The following is a 23,470-nucleotide window of genomic DNA, read 5'->3' on the forward strand; positions in this document are numbered from 1 at the left end:
TCTCCCGTAGACCGGGCGATCGGGATCACAGAGCCGCGCCGCGGGTCCTTGGGAGCGTTCCACGGTTGCGATCAGGTCAGACTCGTTCCCATAAGGATCACTTCGCGGGGCATTGTCGCTAAGCTGCCCCCCGTGAACCAGATCGGGCGGTATCGAGTGCTGCGGACCCTCGGCAAGGGCGGGATGGGCACCGTCTACCTCGCCGAGGATCCATCAGGGCAGCAGGTCGCCATCAAGGTGATCAATCCGGAATTCAGCCAGCACGAATCGTTCCGGATGCGGTTCCGCCGCGAGGCCGAGGCCGCCCAGCGCGTGCGCCGGTTCTGCACCGCCGCCGTCCTCGACGCGGCGCTCGACGGCGACCTGCTGTACGTGGTGACCGAGTACGTGCCCGGCCCCAACCTGGAGGAGGCGGTCCGCCAGCATGGCCCGCTGCGCGGATCGAGCCTGGACGCCCTCGCGGTGAGCGTGGCGACCGCGCTCACCGCGATCCACGCGGCCGGCGTGGTGCACCGGGACCTCAAGCCGTCGAACGTGCTGCTCTCCCCGGTCGGCCCGCGCGTCATCGACTTCGGCATCGCCCGCGCGCTCGACACGCTCGGCGGCATCACCGGCACCGGCGAGCTGATCGGCACGCCGCGGTACATGGCCCCGGAGATGCTGCGCGGGGAGCCCGTCACCCCCGCCTGCGACGTGTTCTCCTGGGGCTGCCTGGTCGCCTTCGCCGCCAGCGGGCGGTCGCCGTTCCCCGGCGACACCATCCCGTCGATCATCTACCACATCATGAACACCGAGCCTCAGCTCGACGGGCTGGAGCCGGGGCTCCGGGAGCTCGTGGTGGCCGCGCTCGACAAGGACCCGGCCCGCAGGCCGACCGCCCAGCAGCTCCTGGACCAGCTCGTGGGCCGGTCGACCCCGCCCGAGCAGATGGTGCAGCAGGCCTGGCAGCAGGGCGGGCTGACCCTCCCCCAGCAGACCGTCCCTCAGCACCCCGAGCGGACCCTGCCCTACGAGCCGGCCGGGGCGGCCACCGGGCAGCCCCAGGCCACCCTGGCGTACACCCAGCACACGCCGCCCGCGCCCACGTCGCCTACGACGCCCGTGAGCACGACCGTTGCCAAGGGCGACCGCGGCGGTCGCGGCCGCAACCGGCTGCTCGGCGTGATCGCGGCCGCCGCCGTGCTCATCGGCGGCGGCGTGGCCGTGTGGAAGATGGTGGTGCCGAGCGGCCCGCCCACGGACCTGCCGCTGCTCTGGCAGGACGACTTCACCTACGACTCCAGCGGGTGGCCCGGCGGCAGGTTCAGCTCCACCAACCGCTACGAGGACGGCTGGTACCACGTCGAGTCCAGCTTCAACAAGGAGCAGCGGGTGGCGGCGCCGATCCCCTTCGACACCGGGAAGCAGGCCTCGCCCGCGCCGACGCCCGGCCCCTCGCTCCCGCCCGTCCCCTCGACGCTGGTCATCAGCGCCGACGTGGCCGTCAAGGAGGTCGAGGGACAAGGGGAGTACGGCCTGTACTGCCGGGGGCAAGGAGGCCACACCTACTACGAGTTCGTCCTCGACACCGCGGGCAACGCCCGGATCCGGCGGGTCGCCGACAGCGCCGGCGGCAACCTCACCGAGCCGGTGAAGGTCGAAGGGCTGAAGGACACCGTCCGGATGGTCGCCGCGTGCGAGCAGAGCGGATCGGCCGTCAAGCTGGGTCTGTGGATCAACGGGAAGCAGATCCACTCGGTCAAGGACCCCAACCCGCTCAAGAACGGCACGGTCGGGGTGTTCACCCGGATCTCCGACGGCGCTACGGAGCTGCACGTGGCCTACGACAACTTCGAGCTCCGCGGCGGGGATTAGCGCATCCGGCGTGGTGTGCGCGCTTCCACGGCGGGGAGTGGGCCGTCCGCCCTGGTAGGCGCTCCGTGGCGGGAGCGGGTCATCCGGGCCCGCGCGCGGCCTGGGCGGAGCCGCCGGCAAGATCATCGATCTTGGCCCGCCGGGCGGGAGGCGGCTTCATTCTCACTCGCCGGATCATGCACAATTGAGCGGGAGCGCCCTTAGCTCAGCTGGATAGAGCATCGGACTTCTAATCCGACGGTCGGGGGTTCGAATCCCTCAGGGCGCGCGTCACGTGAGCATGGGACGGCCCTGCCCGGCGGTGCGTCGCGGGCGGGGGTAGGGCCGTTTCTCGCCCGGGCACCGCTCACCGCCCGGAGCTCATCCTCTGAGCGTTCTAGCGAACATGGCGCGTCGCCGGCCGGGCGACCGTGAACCTCCCGTCGACCGGCATGCCGGGCGTGAGTTCCTGATCGTCGAGCGCTAAGACCCGCCGGCGCCGGGATGACCGCCGTACCGCTCACCCGGTCATCACATCGAGCACCCGGCCGGTAACGAAGAGATAAAAATACGTATACGGCCGAGCAACGATGTTATGCCATCGTGACCGAAGCGATTGACCCGTCCACGGCGAAGGCATGTACTGAGTAGTGGCCAGTGACAAGAGGTCCAGGGGACCTCTTCCCTGTTCAGGGATAGCTGGTCACACTCATTTTCGACCGATTTTCCTTTATGCCCGGCCCCACGGCAGGAACTTGCTCTTCAAGGTCGGCACCACCGCCCACAGATACGTCCGGTCATCCCGCTCCAATTGCCGCTGCACCGCCCACAGCCCATAATCGGCGACTTGCAGTCCCCAGCTCGTGGCCGCCTCCCAATGACAGACCACGACGTTGCGCAGCGGCGGGGCGTGATCGTCGCACACCCGGTCGATCGCCTGCCGGAACGCCTTCTTGCGCGCCGCGGTGCCCAACGTGGCCACGATCACATAGAGCGTGTCACCCTCGGTGGTGCACCGCTTGGCGACCTCCTTGAAATGCAGATACCAGGCGAGCTCGTATAAATACGCTTCACCCTTCGCCCGTACGCTCTCGAACGCCTTGGCCTTCGCCAGGAAGGTGAAATCGAACCGCGGCGCCTGACTTTTGATCACCTTGTACACGTCGGCGCGGGTCTGCGGCCGGTCGTTCTTGGCGTGGTAGCCCTTCGGCAGCTCGACCCCCTTCTGGGCGTGGATCAGCCGCAGCCGGCATCCCTGGGCCATGGCCTCGTCATGGTTCGTCGTGTACGTGGCCGTCCCGATCCCGAAATACTTCGATCCACCGTTGGCGACGTCGTAGTCCAGATTGCCGGTTTCATCGGCGTACATGAAAACCTCGGCCACGAGCCGCCTCCTTTCTCGGAGAATCGGGATCGATCTCGGTCGCCGCTCGGCCTATTGCTCACGTTCTTCCGGCCATCGCCCGGTTCCGTCCCGTTCACGAGCAGGTCACCGAGTCATGTGACGCCTCGGGCGTCTTCTCAACGTGACATACCGCGCGGCACCGAATCGGTAATCGAGACCATAGAGCAAGTGATGCCTTACGGCGCACCGGCTCCGGCTGCGATCCGGTTTCCCGCCTAAGCGAGATCAATAAAGCGATAGCAATTGTCGCCATTAACGGCTTATGTCAGGCATACGCGTTTCGTTACACTACGACGCTGGTCTGTCATGGACTTCACCGCAGACGAAGGCTCCGGCGGCCGCCATCGGATTCCCGTACGGCCACGCAACGATGGCATGAGCCGCCGAGGTCCTCTGCGGAATCCGAGCCGGTGTACCACCGCCTCCGAATTCAGCCGGAGAGGCGGGTGCCTTGGTGACGGGAGCGGGCCGCTTGGTGTCGTGACGGAAGGCGAAGAGCCGGCCGGGCGGCACGCTGAGAGCGGCGGCTCAACGCGCAGCCCCGCGTCACAGGCGCTGGAGCAGCCGCTCCATCTGGTCGATCTCGGCCTGCTGGCCGCGCTCGATGTCCTTGGCCAGCTTGACGGCCTCGGGATTCGCGCCCTCCCGCTGTTCGGTCCGGGCCATCTCGATCGCTCCCTTGTGGTGGGCGATCATCAGCTGAGCGAACAACCGGTCGAACCGGGCTCCCGAGGCGGCCTCGAGCTCGGCCATCTGCTGGTCGGAGAGCATGCCCGGCATCGGGTGCCCGGCGTGCCCGTCGTGGCCGGACGGTTCGGGCCTGCTCCACGCGTGGAGCCAGCGGCGCATCAGCGCGATCTCCGCGGCCTGGGTCGACTTGATCGTGGCCGCCAGCTCCTTGACCTCTGGATCGGCGGCGCGGGTCTCGGCGAGCTCGGCCATGTCCACGGCCTGCTCGTGGTGGGGGATCATCTGCTGCGCGAACCGCACGTCCGCCTCGTTGAAGGTGGCCGACGGCCGGGTGGCCGCGGCGCGGCCACCGGACCCGGCCGTGGTGGCGGTGTCGGCGCCGCAGGCGGTGAGCAGGGCGAGGGCTCCCAGGGCCGCGGCGGCGGACAGGGCGATCCGGTGGGCGGCGAACGCGGTGACGGGCATGGTGGTCCGGTCTTCTCTCGGTGTTCCGGGCCCCGGCGGCGGGCGAGCCGGGGCGGTGCCGCGGGCGCGCACAGCGACAACCGGCCGGGCGCGTCCTGGCGGAGGACGTTAGCCGCTCCCCCGCTCGGCGAAGGTGAGGCCGCCCATCATCCGGCCACTTCAGGGACCACTCTTTGCCCCGGCATGAACCGCCCGGCCGGGCATGTCCGCGAGCGGCAGTGCACCCCGAGCATGGGCAGGCCACGGATTCACGTCACGTTCGGGCCCCGTTCGGCCGCACGCCCCACGAGCGGTCCGGCCACGCCCGTGCACGCGGGCCCGGCAGGCCCGCGCACGCGCAGGCCGTCCGATCATGTTCGGCACCCAACACCGGGAACCGGGCACGCCCGAGAACGCGCGGGCCGCCGTGCCGTACGCCGGCGTCAGCCGGCGCACCAAGCACCCGGCGCGGTCACGCGGCGGCCTGGGCGAGCACGGCGCGGTAGATGCCGACCGCCTCCTCGATGCGGCTCACCCGGCAGTGCTCGTCGGTCACGTGGGCCTGGTCCGGCTCCCCCGGGCCGCAGATCAGGGTGGGCGGGTCGCCGAGCGCGGGCCGGAGCACGGACGCGTCGGTGAAGTAGGTCGCCGCCCCGGTGGGCTCGCCCGCCCCGGCCGCGACCAGCCGGGCCACCCAGGGGTCCTCCGTCGGGGTCCACACCGGCGGCAGGTCGAGGAGCACCGCCAGGTCGATCTCCTCCCCCAGCGCCCCGGCGAGCTCGGCGCGGGCCGCGGCGTGGTCCTGCCCGGCGACGGTGCGGACGTCGATGGTCGCCTCGGCCCGGTCGGGGACGGCGTTGGTGCCGGACCCACCGGCGATCGTGCCCACGTTCAGCGTCGGCGCGCCCATCCACCGGTGCGGGGCGACGCCGAACCGGAAGTCCCGGGCGGCCAGCACGGCCCGGGCGAGCTTGTAGATCGCGTTGTCGCCGAGGTGCGGCATGGAGCCGTGCGCGGCGGTGCCGTACGCGGTGGCGCGGAGCCACAGGGCCCCCTTGTGCCCGGGTACGACCCGGTTGGCGGTGGGCTCGGCGATCAGCAGCACGGCGGCGGGGGCGAGCACCCCGCGCGCGGCGAGGTCGGCGGCGCCTTCGCACCCGGTCTCCTCGCCCCAGGTGAGGGCGAGCTGCACGGGCACGTCCGCCGGGCACTCCGCGGCCGCCGCGACGATGGCGGCCACCCCGGCCTTCATGTCGCTCGCGCCCCGGCCGTAGAGCAGGTCGCCGTCGCGCTCGGCCGCGAACGGGTCGTGGCGCCACGCTTCCGCGCCGAGCGGCACGGTGTCGAGGTGCCCGGAGAGGGTGATGAACCGCTCGCCCCGGCCGCGCCGGGCGACCAGGCCGGTCCGCCCGGGGGCGGCGGAATGGAGCTCGACGGCGTATCCGGCCTCCTCCAGCCGGCCGGCGAGCAGCTCGGCGGCCCGCTGCTCGCCCCCGGCCACGGTCTGCAGGCGGATCAGCTCCCGGGTGAGTTCCACTGCGTTCATGATCACTTCTCCGGTCGGGTCGTCCCGCGGACGACGAGCTGGGGCGCCACCGCGATCCGGCGCAGGCCGGGCGAGGTGCGGGCCTCGGCGAGCACCCGCAGGGCCTCCCGGGCGAGTTGCTCCCGCGGCTGGCGGACGGTGGTGAGCGGCGGGTCGGACAGCTCCGCGTATCCGATGTCGTCGAACCCGGTGACGGCGACGTCGTCGGGCACGCGCAGGCCGTGGGCGCGCAGGCCGCGGAGCATGCCGATGGCGATCTCGTCGTTGCCGCAGATCACCGCGTCGGGGATCCGCCCGCCGGTGCAGATCAGCTCGGCCGCGCGCTGCCCCCAGGCGGCGCTGAACTCGCCGAGGAGCACGTCGGTGACCTGCACCCCGCCTGCCCGGGCCCCGCGTTCGAAGGCCGCCAGGCGCAGGCGCGCCGAGGAGTTGGTGAGCTCCGATCCGACGAAGGCGAGCCGTTTCGCCCCGCCGGCGATGACGTGCTCGACCGCGAGGCCGATGCCGATCTCGTCGTCGACCCCGACCCAGTCGCTCACGCCGCCCTCGACGTACCGGTCGAGCTGCACGAGCGGTACGGCTTTCGCCGCCTCGACCACGGCCGGCCGGCTCCGTTCCATGTCGCAGGGGCTGATGATGAGGCCGTCGACCTTGCGCTCGACGAGGACCCGCAGGCGGCGCTCCTCGACCCGGGGGTCGTACTGGGCGTCGCAGAGGATCAGCTCCCGGCCGGAGCGCTGCAGCTCGTACTCGACGGCCTGCACGATCTCGGGGAAGAACGGGAGGGTGATGCTCGGGACGACCATGCCGACGGTGCGCGTGGTCTGCTCCCGCAGCGCCTGGGCGACGGCGTTGGGCCGGTACCCCAGCTGTTCGGCGGCCGCGACCACCCGGGCGACGATCTCCGGGGACACCTTGCGCCGCCCCGACAGCGCCCGGGAGGCCGTGGCGATGGAGACCCCGGCGTGGGCGGCGACTTCGCGGAGCGTGACGGCCATGCGGATAACGTTTTCCTAACGACTCCCCCGCCTGGAGACTGGGTTGGGCGGGCATCACCTGCGTTGACGCCCGATCATACCCCCGAACACAAGGATCTTGACAGAAACGAACGGACAAACCGCCCTTGACTTGGACAAAGACGGAGGGATAGCGTCCACCCCCAAGCGGGACAAACGTTTTCCCAACCCTCAGCCCGGAAGGAAGATCACCATGGCCCGGAGATTCCGCCTGTTCCGCGCCGCGGCGGTGCTCGCCGCGACGGCCTTGCTCGTCCCCGCCTGTGGCAGCGGGGACTCCGGTGGAGAATCCGGTGCCGGCAAGCCACGCGTCGGGCTGGTTCAGATCAACCAGCAGGCGATCTTCTTCAACCAGATGAACGAAGGCGCCCAACAGGCCGCCAAGGAAGTGGGCGTCGACCTCACGATCTTCAACGCCAACGACGACCCGGCCAAGCAGAACGAGGCGATCGACAACTTCGTCCAGCAGCAGTTCGACGCCATCATCGTCGTGGCGATCGACGTCGAAGGCGTCAAGCCGGCGATCCAGGCCGCCAAGGAGGCCGGCGTGAAGATCATCGCGGTCGACGCGATCGTCGACTCCCCCGCCGTCGACACCCAGGTCGGCGTGGACAACGCCAAGGCGGGTCAGCAGATCGGCGAGTTCGTCAACGAGTGGGCCAAGGAGCAGAACCTCTCCGCGCCCAAGATCGGCATTGTCGGCGCGCTGAACTCCTACATCCAGAACGTCCGAAAGGACAGCTTCGAGGAGACCGTCACCAAGGCGGGCGCCCAGATCGTCCAGACCGTGGACGGCCAGAACCGCCAGGAGGCCGCCCTCACCGCCGCCGAGAACCTCCTCACCTCCCGCCAGGACCTCGACGCCGTCTACGCGACCGGTGAGCCCGCCCTGCTCGGCACCGTGGCGGCGATCAACTCCCAGCAGGCCGGGGACCGGGTCAAGGTCTTCGGCTGGGACCTCACCAAGGAGGCGATCGCCGGGATCGACGCCGGCTTCGTCGCGGCCGTGGTCCAGCAGGACCCCAAGACCGAGGGGTATGAGGCGGTCAAGGAGGCGTACGCCATCGTCAACGGCGCGGAGCCCAAGAAGCGCATCGACGTCCCCGTGGAGATCGTGACCAAGGAGAACGTCGACCGCTTCCGCTCCATCTACGGAGGCTGACCGGATGACGGGCACCCAGGCACCCGACCGGGTCCTGATGCAGGACATCCGCAAGCGCTACGGCATGGTCGACGCCCTGCGCGGGGTCACCCTCCGGGTGGCGCCCGGCGAGGTCGTCGGCCTGGTCGGCGACAACGCGGCGGGCAAGTCCACCCTGATGAAGATCCTGGCGGGTGCGGTCGTGCCCGACTCGGGGCGCATCTTCTTCGACGGGCGGGAGGTGTCCTTCACCTCCCCCCGCGACGCCCGCGAGCTGGGCATCGAGATGGTCTACCAGGACCTGGCGCTCTGCGACGACATCGACGTCGCCGGGAACCTGTTCCTCGGCAGGGAGCCGCGCCGGTTCGGCGGCCTCGTGCTCGACAAGCGGCGCATGCACCGGGAGGCGCGCGAGCACCTCGACGCGCTCAACATCCGCATCCCGCTCACCGACCTCCCGGTGCGCGACCTGTCCGGCGGCCAGCGGCAGGCCGTGGCGATCGCCCGGGCCGTCACCTTCGGCCCCAAGGTGCTGATCATGGACGAGCCGACCGCGGCGCTCGCGGTGAGCGAGGTGGAGACGGTGCTCCGGCTGATCCGCACCGTCTCCGAGTCCGGGGTGAGCGTCATCCTCATCACCCACCGGCTGCAGGACCTGTTCGAGGTCTGCGACCGGCTGTGCGTGATGTACGAGGGGACGCTCCGCGCCGACCTGGACGCCCGGACCACCAGCCTGGAGCGCCTGGTCGCGGAGATCGTCGGTCACGGCGGAAACGAGCGTGCGGCATGAGCACTCCCACCACCGTCCCCGCCAGTGAGCGGATCGTCACCACGAGATCGGCCCGGCTGCGGGCGTTCATCGGCCGGCACATCCAGGTCATCGCGATCGCCGCGGTGCTGGTCGTGCTCGTGGTGTTCTTCAGCGCCACGGCCGACCGGTTCATGACGGTCGGGAACATCCTGAACCTGCTGCGCCAGATCGCGCCCACGCTGATCGTCGCGGTGGCGATGACGTTCGTCATCACCACGGCGGGCATCGACCTGTCCGTCGGGTCGATCGTCGCGCTCACCGGATCGCTGCTGGCGATCCTGATCGACACCGGCGTCGACCCGTCGCTGTCCTTCCTCGCCGTCCTCGCCCTCGGTGCCCTGGTCGGGGCGGTGAACGGCTGGTTCTCCTCCTACCAGGGGCTGCCGCCGTTCATCGTCACCCTCGCCACGCTGTCGATCATCCGCGGTACGGCGCTGCGGGTGACCGAGGGCTACTCCACCCCGATCAAGGACGGCGGATGGGTGCTCCAGCTCGGCCAGGGGCGGCTGCTCGGGGTGCCGATCCCGGCGATCCTCGCGGTCGTGATCGCCGCCGCCGGATGGTTCGCGCTGACGAGCACCCCGTTCGGGCGGTACGTCACCGGCCTGGGCTCCAACGCGGAGTCGCTGCGGCGCAGCGGCGTGGAGATCCGCCGCATCGGCTTGATCGTCTACGTGCTCACCGGCCTCGCCGCGGCGCTCGCCGGGGTGCTGGTCGCCACCCGGCTCGCCTCGGGCTCGTCCAACGCCGGCGTGGGCTTCGAGCTCGAGGTGATCACCGCGGTGGTGCTCGGCGGCACCAGCCTCTTCGGCGGCCGGGGCTCCATGCTCGGCACGATCCTCGGCGCCCTCACCCTCGGGGTGATCTCCAACGGCCTGGTGCTGCTCCACGTGTCGCCGTTCTACGTGCAGATCGTGCAGGGGAGCATCCTCCTCCTGGCGATCTTCGGCAACACCAAGCTGTGGTCGAGGTTCGGGACCGCGAAGCGATGACCGTGCACGTGCAGACGGTGCTCGGCGCGGTGCCCGCCGCGGAGCTCGGCATCACGCTCTTCCACGAGCACCTGCTCAACGACGGCTCGTCGGCCTGGCATCCGCCCGCCCCCGGGGACGCCGAGGGCGAGCGGATCGCCCACGAGCCCATCCGCATGGAGTTCCTCGGCCGGCTGCGCGAGGACCCGTACCTGTCCCGGCACAACGTCTCCCTCGACGACCCGGAGCTCGCCGCGGAGGAGGCCGCCCGGTTCGCGGCCCGCGGCGGGCGGACCATCGTCGAGGTGACCCCGGAGGGCCTGGGCCGGGACCCGCGCGGCCTGGTGCGGATCGCCCGGGCGACCGGCCTCCACGTGGTCATGGGCTGCGGCTTCTACCTGGAGCGCTCGCACCCCGCCCGGGTGCGCGGCATGTCCGTGGAGGACGTGGCCGAGGAGATCGAGCGGGAGGTGCGGGAGGGCGTCGCGGGCGTCCGGCCGGGGGTGATCGGCGAGATCGGCGTCTCCCCGGCCTTCACCCCCGCGGAGGAGAAGGTGCTCCGCGGGGCCGCCCGCGCCCAGGCCCGCACCGGGGTGCCGCTCTCGGTCCACCTGCCCGGGTGGGTACGGCACGGCCACCGGGTGCTCGACATCGTGGCCGAGGAGGGCGGCCGGCTCACCGCGACCGTGCTCGGCCACATGAACCCCTCCCTCGACGACCTGGAGTACCAGACCTCGCTCGCCGACCGCGGGGCGTGGCTCGAGTACGACATGTGCGGCATGGACTACCACTTCGTCGGCGAGGGCCAGTCCCCGTGCGACGAGGAGAACGCCCGCGCCATCGCCCGCCTCGTCCGGTACGGCTACCGCGACCGGCTGCTGCTCTCCCAGGACGTCTTCCTCAAGACCATGCTCGTCCGCTACGGCGGCCGGGGTTACGCCCACCTGCTCGACAGCTTCATCCCGCGGCTGCACCGGCACGGGCTCACCGCGGACGACACCGACCATCTGCTCATCGCCAACCCCCGGGCGGTCTTCGAGACCGCCGCGAAAGGAGAGGACGAATGACCCGCGTGCTGGTCGCCGGCGAGTCGTGGGTGAGCGAGTCCACGCACTACAAGGGCTTCGACTCGTTCACCACGACCACCTACCACACCGGTGTGGGCCCGCTGCGCGACGCGCTCACCGCCGAGGGCATCGAGGTGGTGCACATGCCGGCGCACGAGGTGCCCCAGCACTTCCCCGGCTCCGTGGAGGAGCTCTCCGCCTATGACGTGGTGGTGCTCTCCGACATCGGCGCCAACAGCATCCTGCTCCACCCCGACACCTGGCTGGCGAGCAAGCGCACCCCGAACCGGCTCAAGGTGCTCGCCGAGTGGGTCGAGCAGGGCGGCGGCCTCGCCATGGCCGGCGGCTACCTGTCGTTCCAGGGCATCGAGGCCAAGGCGGCGTTCCGCGGCACCCCGGTCGAGGCGGTGCTCCCCGCCGTGATCTCCCCGTACGACGACCGGGTCGAGGCCCCGGAGGGGGTGGAGCCCAAGGTCGTCGACCCGGACGACCCGATCGTCGCCGGCCTGGAGACCACCTGGCCGGCCCTGCTCGGTTACAACCGCTTCGGGCTCCGCGACGGCGCCCGGCTGATCGCCGCCGTCGGCGAGGACCCGCTGCTCGCCGTGCGCGAGGTGGGGCGGGGCCGTACCCTCGCCTGGGCGTCGGACGTCGGCCCGCACTGGTGCCCGGACGAGTTCACCGCCTGGCCGGGCTACCGCACCCTGTTCGGCCGGGCGGTCCGCTGGCTGGCCCGGGAGCTCTGACGTGGCCACCCCGGTCATCCTCGACTGCGACCCCGGGCACGACGACGCGCTCGCCATCATGCTCGCCGCCGCCGACCCGGCGATCGACCTCAAGGCGATCACCACGGTGGCGGGCAACCAGACGCTGGAGAAGACGTCGCTCAACGCCCGCCGGGTCTGCACGCTCGCCGGGATCACCGGCGTGCCCGTGGCCGCCGGGTGCGACCGGCCGCTCGCCGGCGCCCTGGAGACCGCGGCCGACGTGCACGGGGAGAGCGGCCTCGACGGCCCCGAGCTCGGCCCGCCCACCGTGCCCCTCGCCGGGGAGCACGCGGTCGACCTCATGCACCGCATCCTCCGGGAGAGCCCCGAACCGGTCACGATCATCGCGGTGGGGCCGCTGACCAACGTCGCCACGCTGCTGCGCCGCCACCCGGAGGACGCCTCCCGCATCCGCGAGCTGGTCGTCATGGGCGGCAGCATCGAACGGGGCAACCACACCCCGTACGCGGAGTTCAACGTCTACGTCGACCCCGAGGCCGCGGCCGAGGTGCTCGCGAGCGGCCTGCCGGTCACCCTCCACGGGCTCAACGTGACCCACCAGGCCCTGGTCACCCCGGACGTGGTGGACCGGTTCCGCGGGCTGGGCACCCGGCTCGGCGAGGTCTGCGCCGAGCTGATGACCTTCTTCGGCGGCACGTACCGGCGGCTGTGGGGCTTCGAGGCGCCGCCGCTGCACGACCCGGTCGCGGTGGCCTACGTGATCGACCGGAGCGTGGTCGAGTGCGTGCGGGCCCCGGTCCGCGTGGAGCTGGAGGGGGCGTACACCCGCGGGGCGACGGTCGTCGACCTCCACCGCCGCATGGGGTGGGAGCCGAACGCCGACGTCGGCATCACCCTCGACCGCGACCGGTTCTGGGAGCTGATGATCGCCGCGGTCGAGCGCCTGGGGGGCCGCGCATGAGCGGGGTGGACGTCGCCGTCGTCGGCAGTGTCAACCTCGACCTCACCGTGCCGGTGGGGCGGGTGCCGCGGCCGGGCGAGACCGTGCTCGGCGCGGACGCCCGCCGCGGGCCGGGCGGCAAGGGCGCGAACCAGGCCGTGGCGTGCGCCCGGCTCGGCCTGCGCACGGCCATGATCGGCTGCGTGGGCGAGGACGCGGACGGGGGGATGCTCGCCGAGCGGCTCCGCGCGGAGGGCGTGGACGTCCGGCACCTCGTCCCGGTGCCCGCGCCGACCGGCCTCGCGATGATCATCCTCGAGGAGGGGGACGGGGAGAGCACGATCGTGGTGAGCCCGGGCGCCAACGGCCGGCTCGACGCCGGCCGGGTGCGCGCGGCCGAGGGCACGATCACCGGCGCGCGGGCCGTGCTCGCCCAGCTCGAGATCCCGATCCCCGCCGTGGCCGAGGCCGTGCGCCTGGCCACCGGCACGGTCGTGCTCAACCCCGCCCCGGCGCGGCCGCTCCCCCGGGAGCTGCTCTCCCGGGTGGACGTGCTCGTCCCCAACCGGCACGAGCTCGCCGTCCTCTGCCAGGCGCCCACCCCGGAGAGCCCGGATGAGGTGGCCGACCTCGCCCGGAGCCTGCTGCCCGGCGGGCCGCGGGCGGTCGTGGTCACCCTCGGCGCCGACGGGGCCATGGTGGTCACCGCCGACGGCGTGGCCCGGGTGCCCGCGGTGCCGGTGCGGGCGGTGGACGCCACGGCCGCCGGGGACAGCTTCTGCGCCGGCCTGGTGGCCGGGCTGCTCGCCGGGGAGCCGCTCGCCGAGGCGGCGGCCCGGGGCTGCCGCGCCGCCGCGGTCACGGTCTCCCGGCCCGGGGCGATCGACGCGCTGCCCACGGCCGCGGACCTCGCCGCCCCTCCCGCGCCCGGCCCCGCCGCCTCGCCGGCCTGACACCGGTACGGCCCGGCCGTACCGGCCCTCCGGCGGCGTGACGGTCGCGGGCGCGTCCGCCGAACGGGGGCATGCCGAGACGTGCGCGCCCGCCGGGCGTGCCGAGGCGCCGGGCGGGCGCGCTGCCCCACCGGGCCGGTGAACCGGTCCCGGGCCGGTGACGTGCGCGATCCCGGCCGGGGTCAGCCGAGCAGGGCGGCGCGGACCGGTTCGGGCAGCGCGTCGAGGCCGGGGAAGGGCCGGCGCGCGACGAGCGCGGCCGCGTCCTCGCCGCTCAGCCCGGCCTCCCCTTGGAGCACGGCGCGGGCGTGACCCCCGGGGAGCAGGTTGAGCCAGCGCAGCACCAGCTCCTCCCGGGCGCCCGGCGCGAGCTCCCCGTGCACGCGGAGCCGGGCCAGCCCGCCGTCGGGGTACACGTCGAGCCGCACGTGGGTCACCGCGCGGGCCGGGTCGGTGCGGAACCGGTGCCGGGTGTCGGGCTGGAGCCGGGTCCGCGGCACCAGGTCGAACCACGCGCCCTCGTCCGCGAGGTCGCCGGTGCGCGCGTCGATGCCGCGCAGCCGGGCCCACCCGGGCGCGTTGCCGAGGAAGTACGAGGTGTCGAGCTCGACCAGCCGCACGTGCCCCGCGGCGCCGAGCCGTACCGTGACGTGGTCGTTGCCGCCGTCGCGGCGCCGCGCGTTCTCCCACCCCTCGCCCATGTGCCGGGCCCGGCCGGGCAGCAGCAGGTTCACCGGCGAGGAGTAGAACATGTTCGAGCAGTCGACGATCGTGCCGCCGTTCTCCAGGGCGGCGAGGTCGACCGTGCCGATGAGGAACCGGGGGTCGGGCACCGGCTCGCCGTGGACCCGGAACCGGGCCACCCCGCCGTCCGGGTAGATGGAGAGCCGGACGTGGGTGAAGCACCGCTCCACGGCCACGGGGTACCGGTTGGCGTGGTCGCCCTGCGCCGGTGACTTGGGGACGAGCGGCACCCACTCGGCCTCCGCGAGCTCGGCCGGCGAGGGGTGGCCCTCGACGCTCGCCGCCTCGACCGAGACGTACGGCGGGTAGTTGCCGCGGAAGTACGCGGTGTCCACCACCACCCCGCGCACCACGCCGGGGACCCCGAGCCGCACCACCGCGTGGTCGTGGCCGGGCTCCCGGCGGCGCCGGGTCTCCCACCCGTCGTACACCTTTCCCTTGTGGCCGAACGCGGCCGGGTCGAACACCGGCGGCTCGGGCTTGATCAGGTTCTCCCGCTCGGCGAAGAACTCGTCGTTGGCGTACACGACGCTCCCGCCGAGGGCCCGGGAGGCGAGGTCGGGCAGGTGCGTGAAGTCCGTCATGCTTCCCCTCGTCTGAGCAGCCGGCCGGCCGGCTCGCCGCCCACCTCGGCGCCGCGGAGCCAGGTCCGCCGGACCACCCCGGTGAGCGTCCGGCCGGCGTACGGGGTGATCGGGTTCCGGTGGTGGAGGCGGGCGGGGTCCACGGTGAACTCCTCATCCGGGGCGAACACGCAGAAGTCAGCGTCGTACCCGACCGCGATGCGGCCCTTCCGCCGCAGCCCGGCGATCTCGGCGGGCCGTTCGGCGAGCCAGCGCGCCACGTCGCGGAGCGTGTGCCCGCGCCGGCGCGCCTCGGTCCACACCGCGGGCAGGCCGAGCTGCAGCGAGGAGATGCCGCCCCAGGCGAGGCCGAAGTCGCCCGCGTCGAGGCGCTTGAGGTCGGGGGTGCACGGCGAGTGGTCGGAGACCACGCAGTCCACGGCCCCGCGGGCGAGCCCGGCCCAGAGCCGCTCCCGGTGGGCCGCCTCCCGGATCGGCGGGCAGCACTTGAACTGGGTGGCGCCGTCCGGGATCTCCTCCGCGGCGAAGGTGAGGTAGTGCGGGCAGGTCTCCACGGTGATCCGGACCCCGTCGCGCCGCGCCGCCTCGATCATCGCGAGCGCGTCCGAGCTCGCCAGGTGGAGGATGTGCACCCGGCACCCGGTGGCGGCCGCCGCCTCGATCACCCGGGCGATCGCCGCGTCCTCGGCCCGGCTGGGCCGGGAGGCGAGGAAGTCCCGGTAGCGCCGGCCGCGGGCCGCCGGCGCCCGCCCGATCTCGGCCGGGTCCTCGGCGTGGACGAGCACGAGCCCGCCGAACCGGGCCACCTCGGCGAGCACCTCGGCGAGCAGGGCCGGGTCGAGGTGGCCGAACTCCTCGACCCCCGAGTCGATGAGGAAGCACTTGAAGCCGAACACCCCGGCCTCGTGCAGCGGGCGCAGCTTGCCGAGGTTGCCCGGTACGGCGCCGCCCCAGAAGCCCACGTCCACGTGGCACCGGCCGGCGGCGCTCGCCCGCTTGGCCTCGAGCGCGGCCGGGTCGACGGTCGGCGGGACGCTGTTGAGCGGCATGTCGATGAGGGTGGTGATCCCCCCGGCCGCGGCCGCCCGGGTCGCGGTGGCGAAGCCCTCCCACTCGGTGCGGCCGGGCTCGTTGACGTGGACGTGGGTGTCGACCAGGCCGGGCAGCAGGACCACGTCGTCGCCGTACTCGACCACCCGGTCCCCGGTGAGCGCGGAGCCGAGCGGCTCGACCGCGGTGATCCTCCCGCCGGTGACGCCGATGCACCGGCCGGTCTCCCCGGCGCCGGTGATGACCCGCCGGGCCCGTATGACGAGGTCGTGGCGGCTCGTGGTGTCCTCCCTGTGTCGTGCGGTGGCGGTGTCCGCCGCCCGGGCGGGGCGCCCCTGGCGGAGCACCGCCGGGTGGTGCACCGGTCCCCGCCGCATGGGGGCGGCGCCGGCCGTACGGGCCGTTCCGGTACGGCCGGCCGGGGCGGGGTCACGCGGCCCGGAGGTGCCGGGCGGCGATCAGCTCCGCGGCCCGCTCGAGCAGCGGGCCGGCCTCGGCCATGCAGCGGTCCGGGTCGGGTTCGAGGTCGGTGAGCGGGTAGGCGGCGTCGATGCCGATCCGGGCGAGCTCGGCGGCGGTGAGCGTGCACCGGCCGGCCACGGCGACCACGGGCACCCCGTGCTCGCGCGCGGCCGCGGCCACGCCCGCCGGGGCCTTGCCGTGGAGGGTCTGCGCGTCCAGGGACCCCTCGCCGGTGACGACGAGCGCGGCTCCCTTGACCGCCGGCCGGAAGCCGAGCACGTCGAGCAGGAGGGCGATGCCCGGGCGCAGGGTTGCCCCGAGCACGGCGACCGCGGCGAACCCGACCCCGCCCGCGGCCCCGGCACCGGGCGTCTCGGTGCGGTCGGCCCCGGTGGCCGCGGTGACCAGCTCCGCCCACCGGGCGAGCCCGGCATCGAGCACCGCGATCTCGGCCGGGCCGGCCCCCTTCTGCGGGCCGTACACCGCGGCGGCGCCGCGCGGGCCGAGCAGCGGGTTGTCGACGTCGCAGGCGACGGTGAGCTCCACCTCGCGCAGCCGGGGGTGGAGCCCGGTCAGGTCGATCCGGGCGAGGTCGCGCAGCGCGGCCCCGCCCGGGGGGAGCTCGTTCCCGTCGCGGTCGAGGAGCACGCCGCCGAGGGCCTGGACCATGCCCGCCCCGCCATCGGTGCAGGCGCTCCCGCCGATGCCGAGGACCAGGCGGGCGCAGCCCGCGTCGAGGGCGGCGGCCATGACCTCGCCGGTGCCGCGGCTGCTCGCCCGGAGCGGGTCCGGGCGCCCGCCGGGCAGCCGGGCCAGCCCGGACACGTCGGCGAGCTCCACCACCGCGGTGCCGTCCCGCTCCGCGTACGCGGTGTCCACCGGCTCCCCGGTGGGCCCGGTCGCGCGGACCGGCACCCGCCGGAACCCGGCGGAGATCACCGCGTCGAGCGTGCCCTCGCCGCCGTCGGCCACCGGCAGCGTCGCCACGGACAGCCCGGGTACGGCACGGCGCAGGCCGGCGGCGACGTGCCGGGCCACCTCAGCCGCGGTGAGGGAGCCTTTGAACTTGTCCGGGGCGACGACGACGTGGGGCATTCCGGTTGCTCCGCGGTCCGGGCCGCCGCGGTGGCGGCGGGCTCGCTGCCGACCCTGTCAGCAGAAGCCGGGCGTGGCAAGCCAGGCCTCGGGCGCCTCGGGCACGTCGTCGCGCACCACCGACGCCTCGATCAGCCCGTACGGCCGGTCGGACGCGTAGAACACCTCGCCCGGGTTGTCGAGGCCGAACGGCTGCAGGTCGACGAGGAAGTGGTGCTTGTTCGGGGCGGAGAGCCGGATCTCCGCGATCTCCGGGTGGGCCTCGAGCACCGCGCTGCCCATGGCGTACAGCGTCTGCTGGAGCGCGAGGCTGTGCACGGTGGCGAACTGCCGCAGCAGGATCGACCGGACCGAGGCGAAGGTCTTGTCCCAGTCGACGTCGGTGGTGAGGTACCGCCACCGGGTGTGCAGGCTGGTGGCGAGGATCCGGTCGTGGGTCTCCTCCAGGGTGGTGTACTCGTCCTTGAGGAAGCCGTGGAACTCCGACCCCGTGGTCTTGGCGATGATCAGGTCGGAGATGCCGGAGAGCACCCAGGCGCGGCGCTCATCGCCCCGGCCCTCGACGGTCACCACGGTGGTGCGGGTGCCCTGGCCGCGGCGGACGAAGCCGTGGTCGTGCCCGGTGCCGTCGACGTCGATGCGGTCCCAGGCGTACTCCTCGATGGCGATGCGCGCCCCGGTGGCGGCCGGGACCTGCCGGAGGAAGTGGTCGCCGAGCGTGAGCGCGAAGTCCTCGATCGCCCGGATGCCCTCCTTCTTGGCGAGGGCGTAGACGGTGTTCTTCTGGGTGTCGGTCGGCAGCACGTGCGACTGGTCGCCGGTGACGTGCGCGTCGGTGAAGTCCCCGCGGAGCGCGGTCCACACGTTGAGGTCGCGGACCTCATGCCGCGGCGTGTCCCGGTAGACCCGGAACACGCGGACCTCCGCCTTGCCGTACTGGTTGCGTCCGAGGACGATGGCCATGATCAGCTCCTAGGCAGGTCGACGTGGCCGAAGCGTGCTGCGGCACGGTGCGCACCGGGCGCGTCTTCCTGTGGCCGAGGAGGCGGACGCCCGGCCTCCCGCCTCGATCACCGGGCGCCCCTCCTCGGCTCGGAGCCTAAGTTCGCGATCAGCCATCGTCAACAGTTTGTTGAAGAATTGCCCCGATCGGCGGCACATGATGACAGATGTCGCTGTTGCAGGAGGAAATGGGACGATCAACGCCGACGGAGTGCCGACGATCAGCGCCGACGGTGGTCGAACGTCCGCAGGGCCGCGGTGAGACGGACGATCAGCGTTGACAGCGGATGAACCTCGCCCGCGACCGAGGTGGACGAGGCACCTGGCACCCTGGGTGAGCCGGCGATCCCAAGGCCGACAATCCCCACGGACGCGGCCGGTGATCGGCGCTGGCCGGTCTGACCGCCGATGAACAGGGCGACGACGAGAGACGTGGCCGATCAGCGCCGGCCGCGGTTCAGGTAGTTGTAGACGGTGAACCGGCTCACCCCGAGCGCCTCGGCGACCAGCTCCGCCGACTTGCGGAAGGCGAACGCCCCGCGCTCCTCCAGCAGCCGCACCGCGCGCTGCTTGGCCGAGCGGGGCAGGTCCCGTAACGGCCCGCCGAGCTCCCGCTCCACCTCGGCGATGAGCCGCTCGAGCCCACCACCTGGGTCGGGCAGCCGGACCCCGGCCACCGTCTCCCCCTCCCAGACCAGCGGCACGTCACCGGCCTGGATCTCCTCGGGGGCCACCACCTCGCCGCCCACCCGTTCGACCAGCGGGAGCACCGCGGCGACCAGCGGATGCGAACGGGGATCAGCCATCGGTCTCCCGCTCGACCTGCACGGTCACCCGGGTGGCGCCGTTGGCGAACGCGGCCGCGAGCACGGAGTTGAGGACGGAGAGCACCCGGTCGGCCTCACCCTGGACCATCGTGCCGAGCGGCCCGAACTCGCAGGTCAGCCCGGACGCCCGGGCGGCCTCGAACGCGCTGGTGGCGTGCGCGGGCGGAGTGCCCTCGCCGACGAAGGGTTCGGTGGTGAACTCCGCGATGAGCCTCATGGCCGGAGACTACCGCCCGGCCGACCCGGGCGCCCGGCGGTCGGAGCGCCCGGCGCCGCCGCACCCCCGGGCGCCTCGCGCCGGTAGAAGCGGTCGAGGGCCGCGCGGTCCAGGCCGGTGAGCCGCTCGACCTCGTCCGCGCCGAGCGCGCCGCAGTCCAGCCCGCGGATCAGGTACCCGGCCAGTGCCTGCGCGGTGGCCGGCTCGTCGAGCACCTGCGAGCCCGCCCGATCGGCGTACGCGCGCAGCCGGGCCGCGGCCGCGGGCAGCCCGTCCCGGAAGAAGGCGTAGGTGGCGAGGAACCGGGTGGGGAGCTGGGCCGGGTGCAGGTCCCACCCCTGGTAGAACCCGCGCTCCAGGGAGCGGCGCACCAGCCGGGCGTGGAGCCGCCACGCGGCGCGCACCGTGCCGGGGTCGCCGACCGGGAGCACGTTCGTCGAGCCGTCGGACAGCCGCACCCCGGTGCCGGCCGCGGCCGCCTGCATCACCGCCTTGGCGAAGTCGGCGGCCGGGTGCTCCATGCTCTGGTACGCGGCGGCGATGCCACAGGCCGCGCTGTAGTCGTAGGTGCCGTAGTGCAGGCCGGTGCACCGGCCCTGCGCCGCCTGGATCATCCGGGCCACGGTGGCCGTGCCGTCCGCCGCGATGATCGACTGCGGGGTCTCGATCTGGATCTCGAACCGCAGCCGCCCCGGCGGCAGGCCGTACGCCTCCTCGAGCCGCTCGCAGACGAACACCATCGCCTCGACCTGCTCGACCGCGGTGACCTTGGGCAGGGTGACGACGAAGCCCTCGGGGAGCCCGCCGGCCTCGGCCAGGCCGCCCACCACCAGGTCGAGGGTGCGGATGCCCCGCCGCCGGGTGGCCGCCTCGAGGCTCTTGAACCGGATCCCGACGTACGGCGAGCGCGCGTGGCCGGCGGAGGCGAGCTGCTCGACCACGCGCCGCGCGTCGGCGTCCTCCCGTTCGTCGCCGCGGTGGCCGTACCCGTCCTCGAAGTCGATGCGGAGGTCCTCGATCGGCTCGGTGGTGAGCTTCGCCTCCACCCGCTCGAGCAGCTGCTCGGCGAGCTCCGGGTCGATCTGCGCCGCCTCGGCGACGGCCGCCAGGCCCCCGTGCTCGGCCGCCGCGGCCAGCGCCTGGGCGCCCCACTCCGCCACCAGGTCCGCGTGGTAGCGGTCCGCCGGGACGTAGACCGTGTGCACCGGCTGGCGGGTGCCCGGGTCCCCCGGATAGCACCGGGTGAGGCGGGCGTCGGCGTCGGCGAGCCGCGCGTCGACCTCGGCGAGCACGTCCTCGCCGAGCCGGCCAGCGCCTGGGGCGTTCTGGGTCAACGTTGCCTCCTCGCACGTGGCGGGCGGGGCGGTGACGCGGCCTTCATGCGGCGGACGTCTCCTCGCGCGGCCTGGCCGTGTCGTCTTCGGCCGGCCGCCGCGCCGGACGGCGGTCTGGCGTCACCGGTCGCCGGACCGTGATCCTTCTGTATGGTGAACGATCCCTACCGCGTTACGGAAGTTCGCGCTCCAGGGGGCGACCTGCGGTAGTAGGCTTTTCAGTATCCGGAAAAGCGGCGAGGGGGTAGCGTGGCGGCGAGCGAGCAGGCCGAACGCACCGGCGGCGTCCAATCGGTGACCCGGGCCTTCCAGGTGCTGGAGGCCATGGCCGAGTCAGACGGGCGGATCAGCCTCTCCGCGCTCGCCACCGCCTGCGACCTTCCGCTGCCCACCATCCACCGGCTCGTCCGCACGCTCACCGACCTCGGGTACGTGCGCCAGGAGCCCTCCCGGCAGTACGCGCTCGGCCCCAAGCTGATCCGGCTCGGGGAGAGCGCCAGCCGGCTGCTCGGCACCTGGGCGCGGCCCCACCTCGCCGAGCTCGTCGACACCCTCGGCGAGACCGCCAACCTCGCGATGCTCGACGGGGACCGGGTGGTCTACGTCGGCCAGGTCCCCTCCCGGCACTCGATGCGGATGTTCACCGAGGTCGGCCGGAAGGTGTACGCCCACTGCACGGCGGTGGGGAAGGTCCTGCTCGCCAACCTCCCCGCCGAGCAGGTGCAGGAGATCCTGCGCCGCACCGGCATGCCCGCGCAGACCGAGCACACGATCACCGACCCGGAGCGGTTCGCCGAGGAGCTCGACCGGATCCGGGAGCGCGGCTACGCCACCGACGACGGCGAGCAGGAGGTCGGGGTCCGCTGTGTGGCCGTGGCCGTGCCCGGCGGCCCGGCCCAGATGGCCATCTCGATCTCCGGGCCGGTGACCCGGATGACCGACGAGCTGGTCGCGCGAGCCGTACCGCTGCTGCAGAAGGCGGCGGCCGCGCTCGCCGCCGACCTCACCCAGCGCTCCTAGCCCGCGCGGTGACCTTGAATTCGGTGCGGTTACGGCGAATCCGCTGGCCAGCAGGTCTGCGGAATGGCGCCGGTCCGCCGTGGCAACGCCAGCGACACCTCCGATGCCTGGGGCATCGGCGATGGCCGCCGCCGCCTCTCTGACCGGGATCTTCGGCACTCCGTCGGGCGATCGTCCGCCGGAAAAGCAAACGGCCCCGTTCGCGGGGCCGGTCGCCGCGATCATGCGGCGCCGACGGCGAACGGGGCCGGAAGCGAGATTCAGCCGGGAGCGAGTCAGCGCGTGGGGTCGAAGTCCCACAGGGCCGCGGGCTGCTTGCCGGTGACGATCTGCTCGGCGAGCGCGCGCCCGGTGACCGGTCCGTGGGTGAGCCCCCACATGCCGTGGCCGCCCGCGACGAACACGCCGGGGACCCGGGTGGCCCCGACGAGCGGCCTGCCGTCCGGGGAGACCGGGCGCGGGCCGACCCACATGTCGGTGATCCCGTTCCAGTCGACCCCGGTGAGCAGCGGCCGGGCCGACTTGATGATGGCGTCGATGCGGCGCTGCACCAGCGGGTCGTCCGGCCCACGGAACTCCATGGTGCCGGCGACACGGAGCTTGCCCTGGTACGGCGTGCACGCCACCCGCACGGCCGGGAGGTAGATCGGCCCGGGCACGGGCTTGTCGGTCGGGACGGTGAAGGAGTAGCCACGCCCGGCCCGCACCGGCACGCGGACGCCGAGCTCCTTGCCGAGCCGGTTGAGCCAGGCGCCGGTGGCGACCACGACGACGTCCGCCTTGATGGTCTCGTCACCGGTGGACCGGACGAGGATGCCGTTGAGGGCCGGCCGGATCTCCGTCACCTCGAAGCCCGACCGGATCGTGCCACCGCGCGCGGTCACGGACTCGGCGAGCGCGTGAGTGAAGCGTCCGGGATCGACGTACCGCTGCCCATCCAGCCGGACTCCGGCCCGCACCTGGGTGGAGATCTGCGGTACCCGGCTCCTGAGTTCATCGCCGGTGAGCGCGGCGTACTCGATCCGCATCCCGGACTCGTTGATGCGCTTGAGCTCGTGCAGCAAGGCCGCGGCCTGCCGCTCGGTCTCGAAGGCCGCCGTGATCGGGGCTTCGATCGTGGGGGCCTCGACGCCGTTCGAGGTGAGGTAGTCGAACGCCTCCAGGCACTCCTCGTTGAAGGCGAGGTTGGCCCGTACGGCCCGGCCCCACGAGCGCCAGGTGCAGTTCGCCGCGAACCTGAGGAGGAACGACCAGAGCCCCGGGTCCGGGGTGGCCGGCACGTGCAGGGGCGCGCCCGGGTCGAGCAGCGAGCGCAGGCCGTATCGCAGGACCCCTGGCTCGTTGAGGGGGATGGCCAGGCCGGGGGAGAGATATCCGGCGTTGCCCCACGACGCACCGGCGGCGACCCCACGGCGGTCGACCACGGTGACCTCTACGCCGTGCTCCTGCAGGAACCAGGCGGTGGAAAGCCCCACCACACCGGCACCGATCACGACTGCCGTACGCGGTCCGGCGATGTCCATGAACCTGTCTCCACTCTGCCGCTGCCTTATGTTCTCCAGCTTTCCCCCGGCCGCGCGGAAAGGGTCT

At 73.0% G+C, this 23,470-nt stretch carries 21 protein-coding genes and 1 tRNA gene; 10 read left to right on the plus strand and 12 right to left on the minus strand.

Annotated elements, in window-relative coordinates:
• The first annotated feature begins 132 nt into the window (after nucleotides 1-132).
• Entirely contained in the window at nucleotides 133-1,854 is a 1,722-nt protein-coding gene (locus tag TBIS_RS12770; RefSeq protein ID WP_013132812.1) for a serine/threonine-protein kinase, read from the plus strand.
• Nucleotides 1,855-2,048: 194 nt separating this feature from the next.
• Nucleotides 2,049-2,122, plus strand: a tRNA-Arg gene (locus TBIS_RS12775).
• Nucleotides 2,123-2,563: 441 nt separating this feature from the next.
• Here the strand turns inward: TBIS_RS12775 and TBIS_RS12780 are convergent.
• From TBIS_RS12780 to TBIS_RS12795, 4 genes are all read right to left on the minus strand, one after another.
• Entirely contained in the window at nucleotides 2,564-3,217 is a 654-nt protein-coding gene (locus TBIS_RS12780) for a DUF3800 domain-containing protein (protein WP_013132813.1), read from the minus strand.
• 567 nt (nucleotides 3,218-3,784) lie between these two features.
• A complete protein-coding gene (locus tag TBIS_RS12785) occupies nucleotides 3,785-4,393 on the minus strand; it encodes a DUF305 domain-containing protein (RefSeq protein WP_013132814.1) in 609 nt (202 codons plus the stop codon).
• Nucleotides 4,394-4,844: 451 nt separating this feature from the next.
• Nucleotides 4,845-5,918 carry a M20 family metallopeptidase gene (locus TBIS_RS12790; RefSeq protein WP_013132815.1) on the minus strand — a complete coding sequence of 358 codons (1,074 nt, stop codon included), beginning with the start codon at nucleotides 5,916-5,918 and terminating at the stop codon, nucleotides 4,845-4,847.
• 2 nt (nucleotides 5,919-5,920) lie between these two features.
• Nucleotides 5,921-6,916 (minus strand): LacI family DNA-binding transcriptional regulator, encoded by a 996-nt coding sequence (locus tag TBIS_RS12795; RefSeq protein ID WP_013132816.1) that lies wholly within the window; start codon nucleotides 6,914-6,916, stop codon nucleotides 5,921-5,923.
• A gap of 211 nt (nucleotides 6,917-7,127) precedes the next feature.
• Between TBIS_RS12795 and TBIS_RS12800 the strand changes: the two genes are divergently transcribed.
• Genes TBIS_RS12800 through TBIS_RS12830 form a run of 7 tightly spaced genes read left to right on the plus strand, consistent with a single transcriptional unit; the run spans nucleotide 7,128 to nucleotide 13,545 of the window.
• A complete protein-coding gene (locus TBIS_RS12800; RefSeq protein ID WP_013132817.1) occupies nucleotides 7,128-8,096 on the plus strand; it encodes an ABC transporter substrate-binding protein in 969 nt (322 codons plus the stop codon).
• A gap of 4 nt (nucleotides 8,097-8,100) precedes the next feature.
• Complete coding sequence (locus tag TBIS_RS12805) at nucleotides 8,101-8,865, plus strand: ATP-binding cassette domain-containing protein (RefSeq protein ID WP_013132818.1); 765 nt, start codon at nucleotides 8,101-8,103, stop codon at nucleotides 8,863-8,865.
• On the plus strand, nucleotides 8,862-9,878 hold the full coding sequence (locus TBIS_RS12810; protein ID WP_013132819.1) for an ABC transporter permease: 1,017 nt from the start codon (nucleotides 8,862-8,864) through the stop codon (nucleotides 9,876-9,878). Before TBIS_RS12805 ends, TBIS_RS12810 begins: the two co-directional genes overlap by 4 nt.
• Nucleotides 9,848-10,924 (plus strand): phosphotriesterase family protein, encoded by a 1,077-nt coding sequence (locus tag TBIS_RS12815; RefSeq protein WP_242384272.1) that lies wholly within the window; start codon nucleotides 9,848-9,850, stop codon nucleotides 10,922-10,924. Before TBIS_RS12810 ends, TBIS_RS12815 begins: the two co-directional genes overlap by 31 nt.
• Entirely contained in the window at nucleotides 10,921-11,670 is a 750-nt protein-coding gene (locus TBIS_RS12820) for a glutamine amidotransferase (RefSeq protein WP_013132821.1), read from the plus strand. Before TBIS_RS12815 ends, TBIS_RS12820 begins: the two co-directional genes overlap by 4 nt.
• 1 nt (nucleotide 11,671) lies before the next feature.
• Nucleotides 11,672-12,613, plus strand: coding sequence for a nucleoside hydrolase (locus TBIS_RS12825; protein ID WP_013132822.1), 942 nt, complete (start codon nucleotides 11,672-11,674; stop codon nucleotides 12,611-12,613).
• Nucleotides 12,610-13,545: a ribokinase gene (locus tag TBIS_RS12830; RefSeq protein ID WP_013132823.1), complete on the plus strand. Its 936-nt coding sequence runs from the start codon at nucleotides 12,610-12,612 to the stop codon at nucleotides 13,543-13,545. The genes TBIS_RS12825 and TBIS_RS12830 overlap by 4 nt, the downstream gene beginning before the upstream one ends.
• A 182-nt stretch (nucleotides 13,546-13,727) precedes the next feature.
• Here the strand turns inward: TBIS_RS12830 and alc are convergent, their stop codons facing one another.
• The 7 genes from alc to TBIS_RS12865 form a co-directional block, all read right to left on the minus strand.
• Entirely contained in the window at nucleotides 13,728-14,873 is a 1,146-nt protein-coding gene (gene alc, locus TBIS_RS12835) for an allantoicase (RefSeq protein ID WP_013132824.1), read from the minus strand.
• A complete protein-coding gene (allB, locus tag TBIS_RS12840; RefSeq protein WP_013132825.1) occupies nucleotides 14,870-16,300 on the minus strand; it encodes an allantoinase AllB in 1,431 nt (476 codons plus the stop codon). The genes alc and allB overlap by 4 nt, the downstream gene beginning before the upstream one ends.
• Nucleotides 16,301-16,352: 52 nt before the next feature.
• Entirely contained in the window at nucleotides 16,353-17,480 is a 1,128-nt protein-coding gene (locus TBIS_RS12845) for a glycerate kinase (RefSeq protein ID WP_013132826.1), read from the minus strand.
• 57 nt (nucleotides 17,481-17,537) lie between these two features.
• Nucleotides 17,538-18,443, minus strand: a complete 906-nt coding sequence (pucL, locus tag TBIS_RS12850; RefSeq protein WP_013132827.1) for a factor-independent urate hydroxylase — start codon at nucleotides 18,441-18,443, stop codon at nucleotides 17,538-17,540.
• A gap of 479 nt (nucleotides 18,444-18,922) precedes the next feature.
• Nucleotides 18,923-19,288 (minus strand): helix-turn-helix domain-containing protein, encoded by a 366-nt coding sequence (locus tag TBIS_RS12855; RefSeq protein ID WP_013132828.1) that lies wholly within the window; start codon nucleotides 19,286-19,288, stop codon nucleotides 18,923-18,925.
• Nucleotides 19,281-19,526 (minus strand): thiamine-binding protein, encoded by a 246-nt coding sequence (locus TBIS_RS12860; RefSeq protein ID WP_013132829.1) that lies wholly within the window; start codon nucleotides 19,524-19,526, stop codon nucleotides 19,281-19,283. Before TBIS_RS12860 ends, TBIS_RS12855 begins: the two co-directional genes overlap by 8 nt.
• A complete protein-coding gene (locus tag TBIS_RS12865) occupies nucleotides 19,523-20,860 on the minus strand; it encodes a DUF6986 family protein (protein WP_013132830.1) in 1,338 nt (445 codons plus the stop codon). The genes TBIS_RS12860 and TBIS_RS12865 overlap by 4 nt, the downstream gene beginning before the upstream one ends.
• Before the next feature lie 249 nt (nucleotides 20,861-21,109).
• Here TBIS_RS12865 and TBIS_RS12870 point away from each other — a divergent pair, with 249 nt between their 5' ends.
• Nucleotides 21,110-21,880 carry an IclR family transcriptional regulator gene (locus TBIS_RS12870; protein WP_013132831.1) on the plus strand — a complete coding sequence of 257 codons (771 nt, stop codon included), beginning with the start codon at nucleotides 21,110-21,112 and terminating at the stop codon, nucleotides 21,878-21,880.
• A 275-nt stretch (nucleotides 21,881-22,155) separates the two neighbouring features.
• Here the strand turns inward: TBIS_RS12870 and TBIS_RS12875 are convergent, their stop codons facing one another.
• Entirely contained in the window at nucleotides 22,156-23,433 is a 1,278-nt protein-coding gene (locus TBIS_RS12875; protein ID WP_341849550.1) for an NAD(P)/FAD-dependent oxidoreductase, read from the minus strand.
• Nucleotides 23,434-23,470 lie beyond the last annotated feature (37 nt).

It is taken from the genome of Thermobispora bispora DSM 43833 (assembly GCF_000092645.1).
In the GTDB taxonomy this organism is placed as follows: Bacteria; Actinomycetota; Actinomycetes; order Streptosporangiales; family Streptosporangiaceae; genus Thermobispora; species Thermobispora bispora.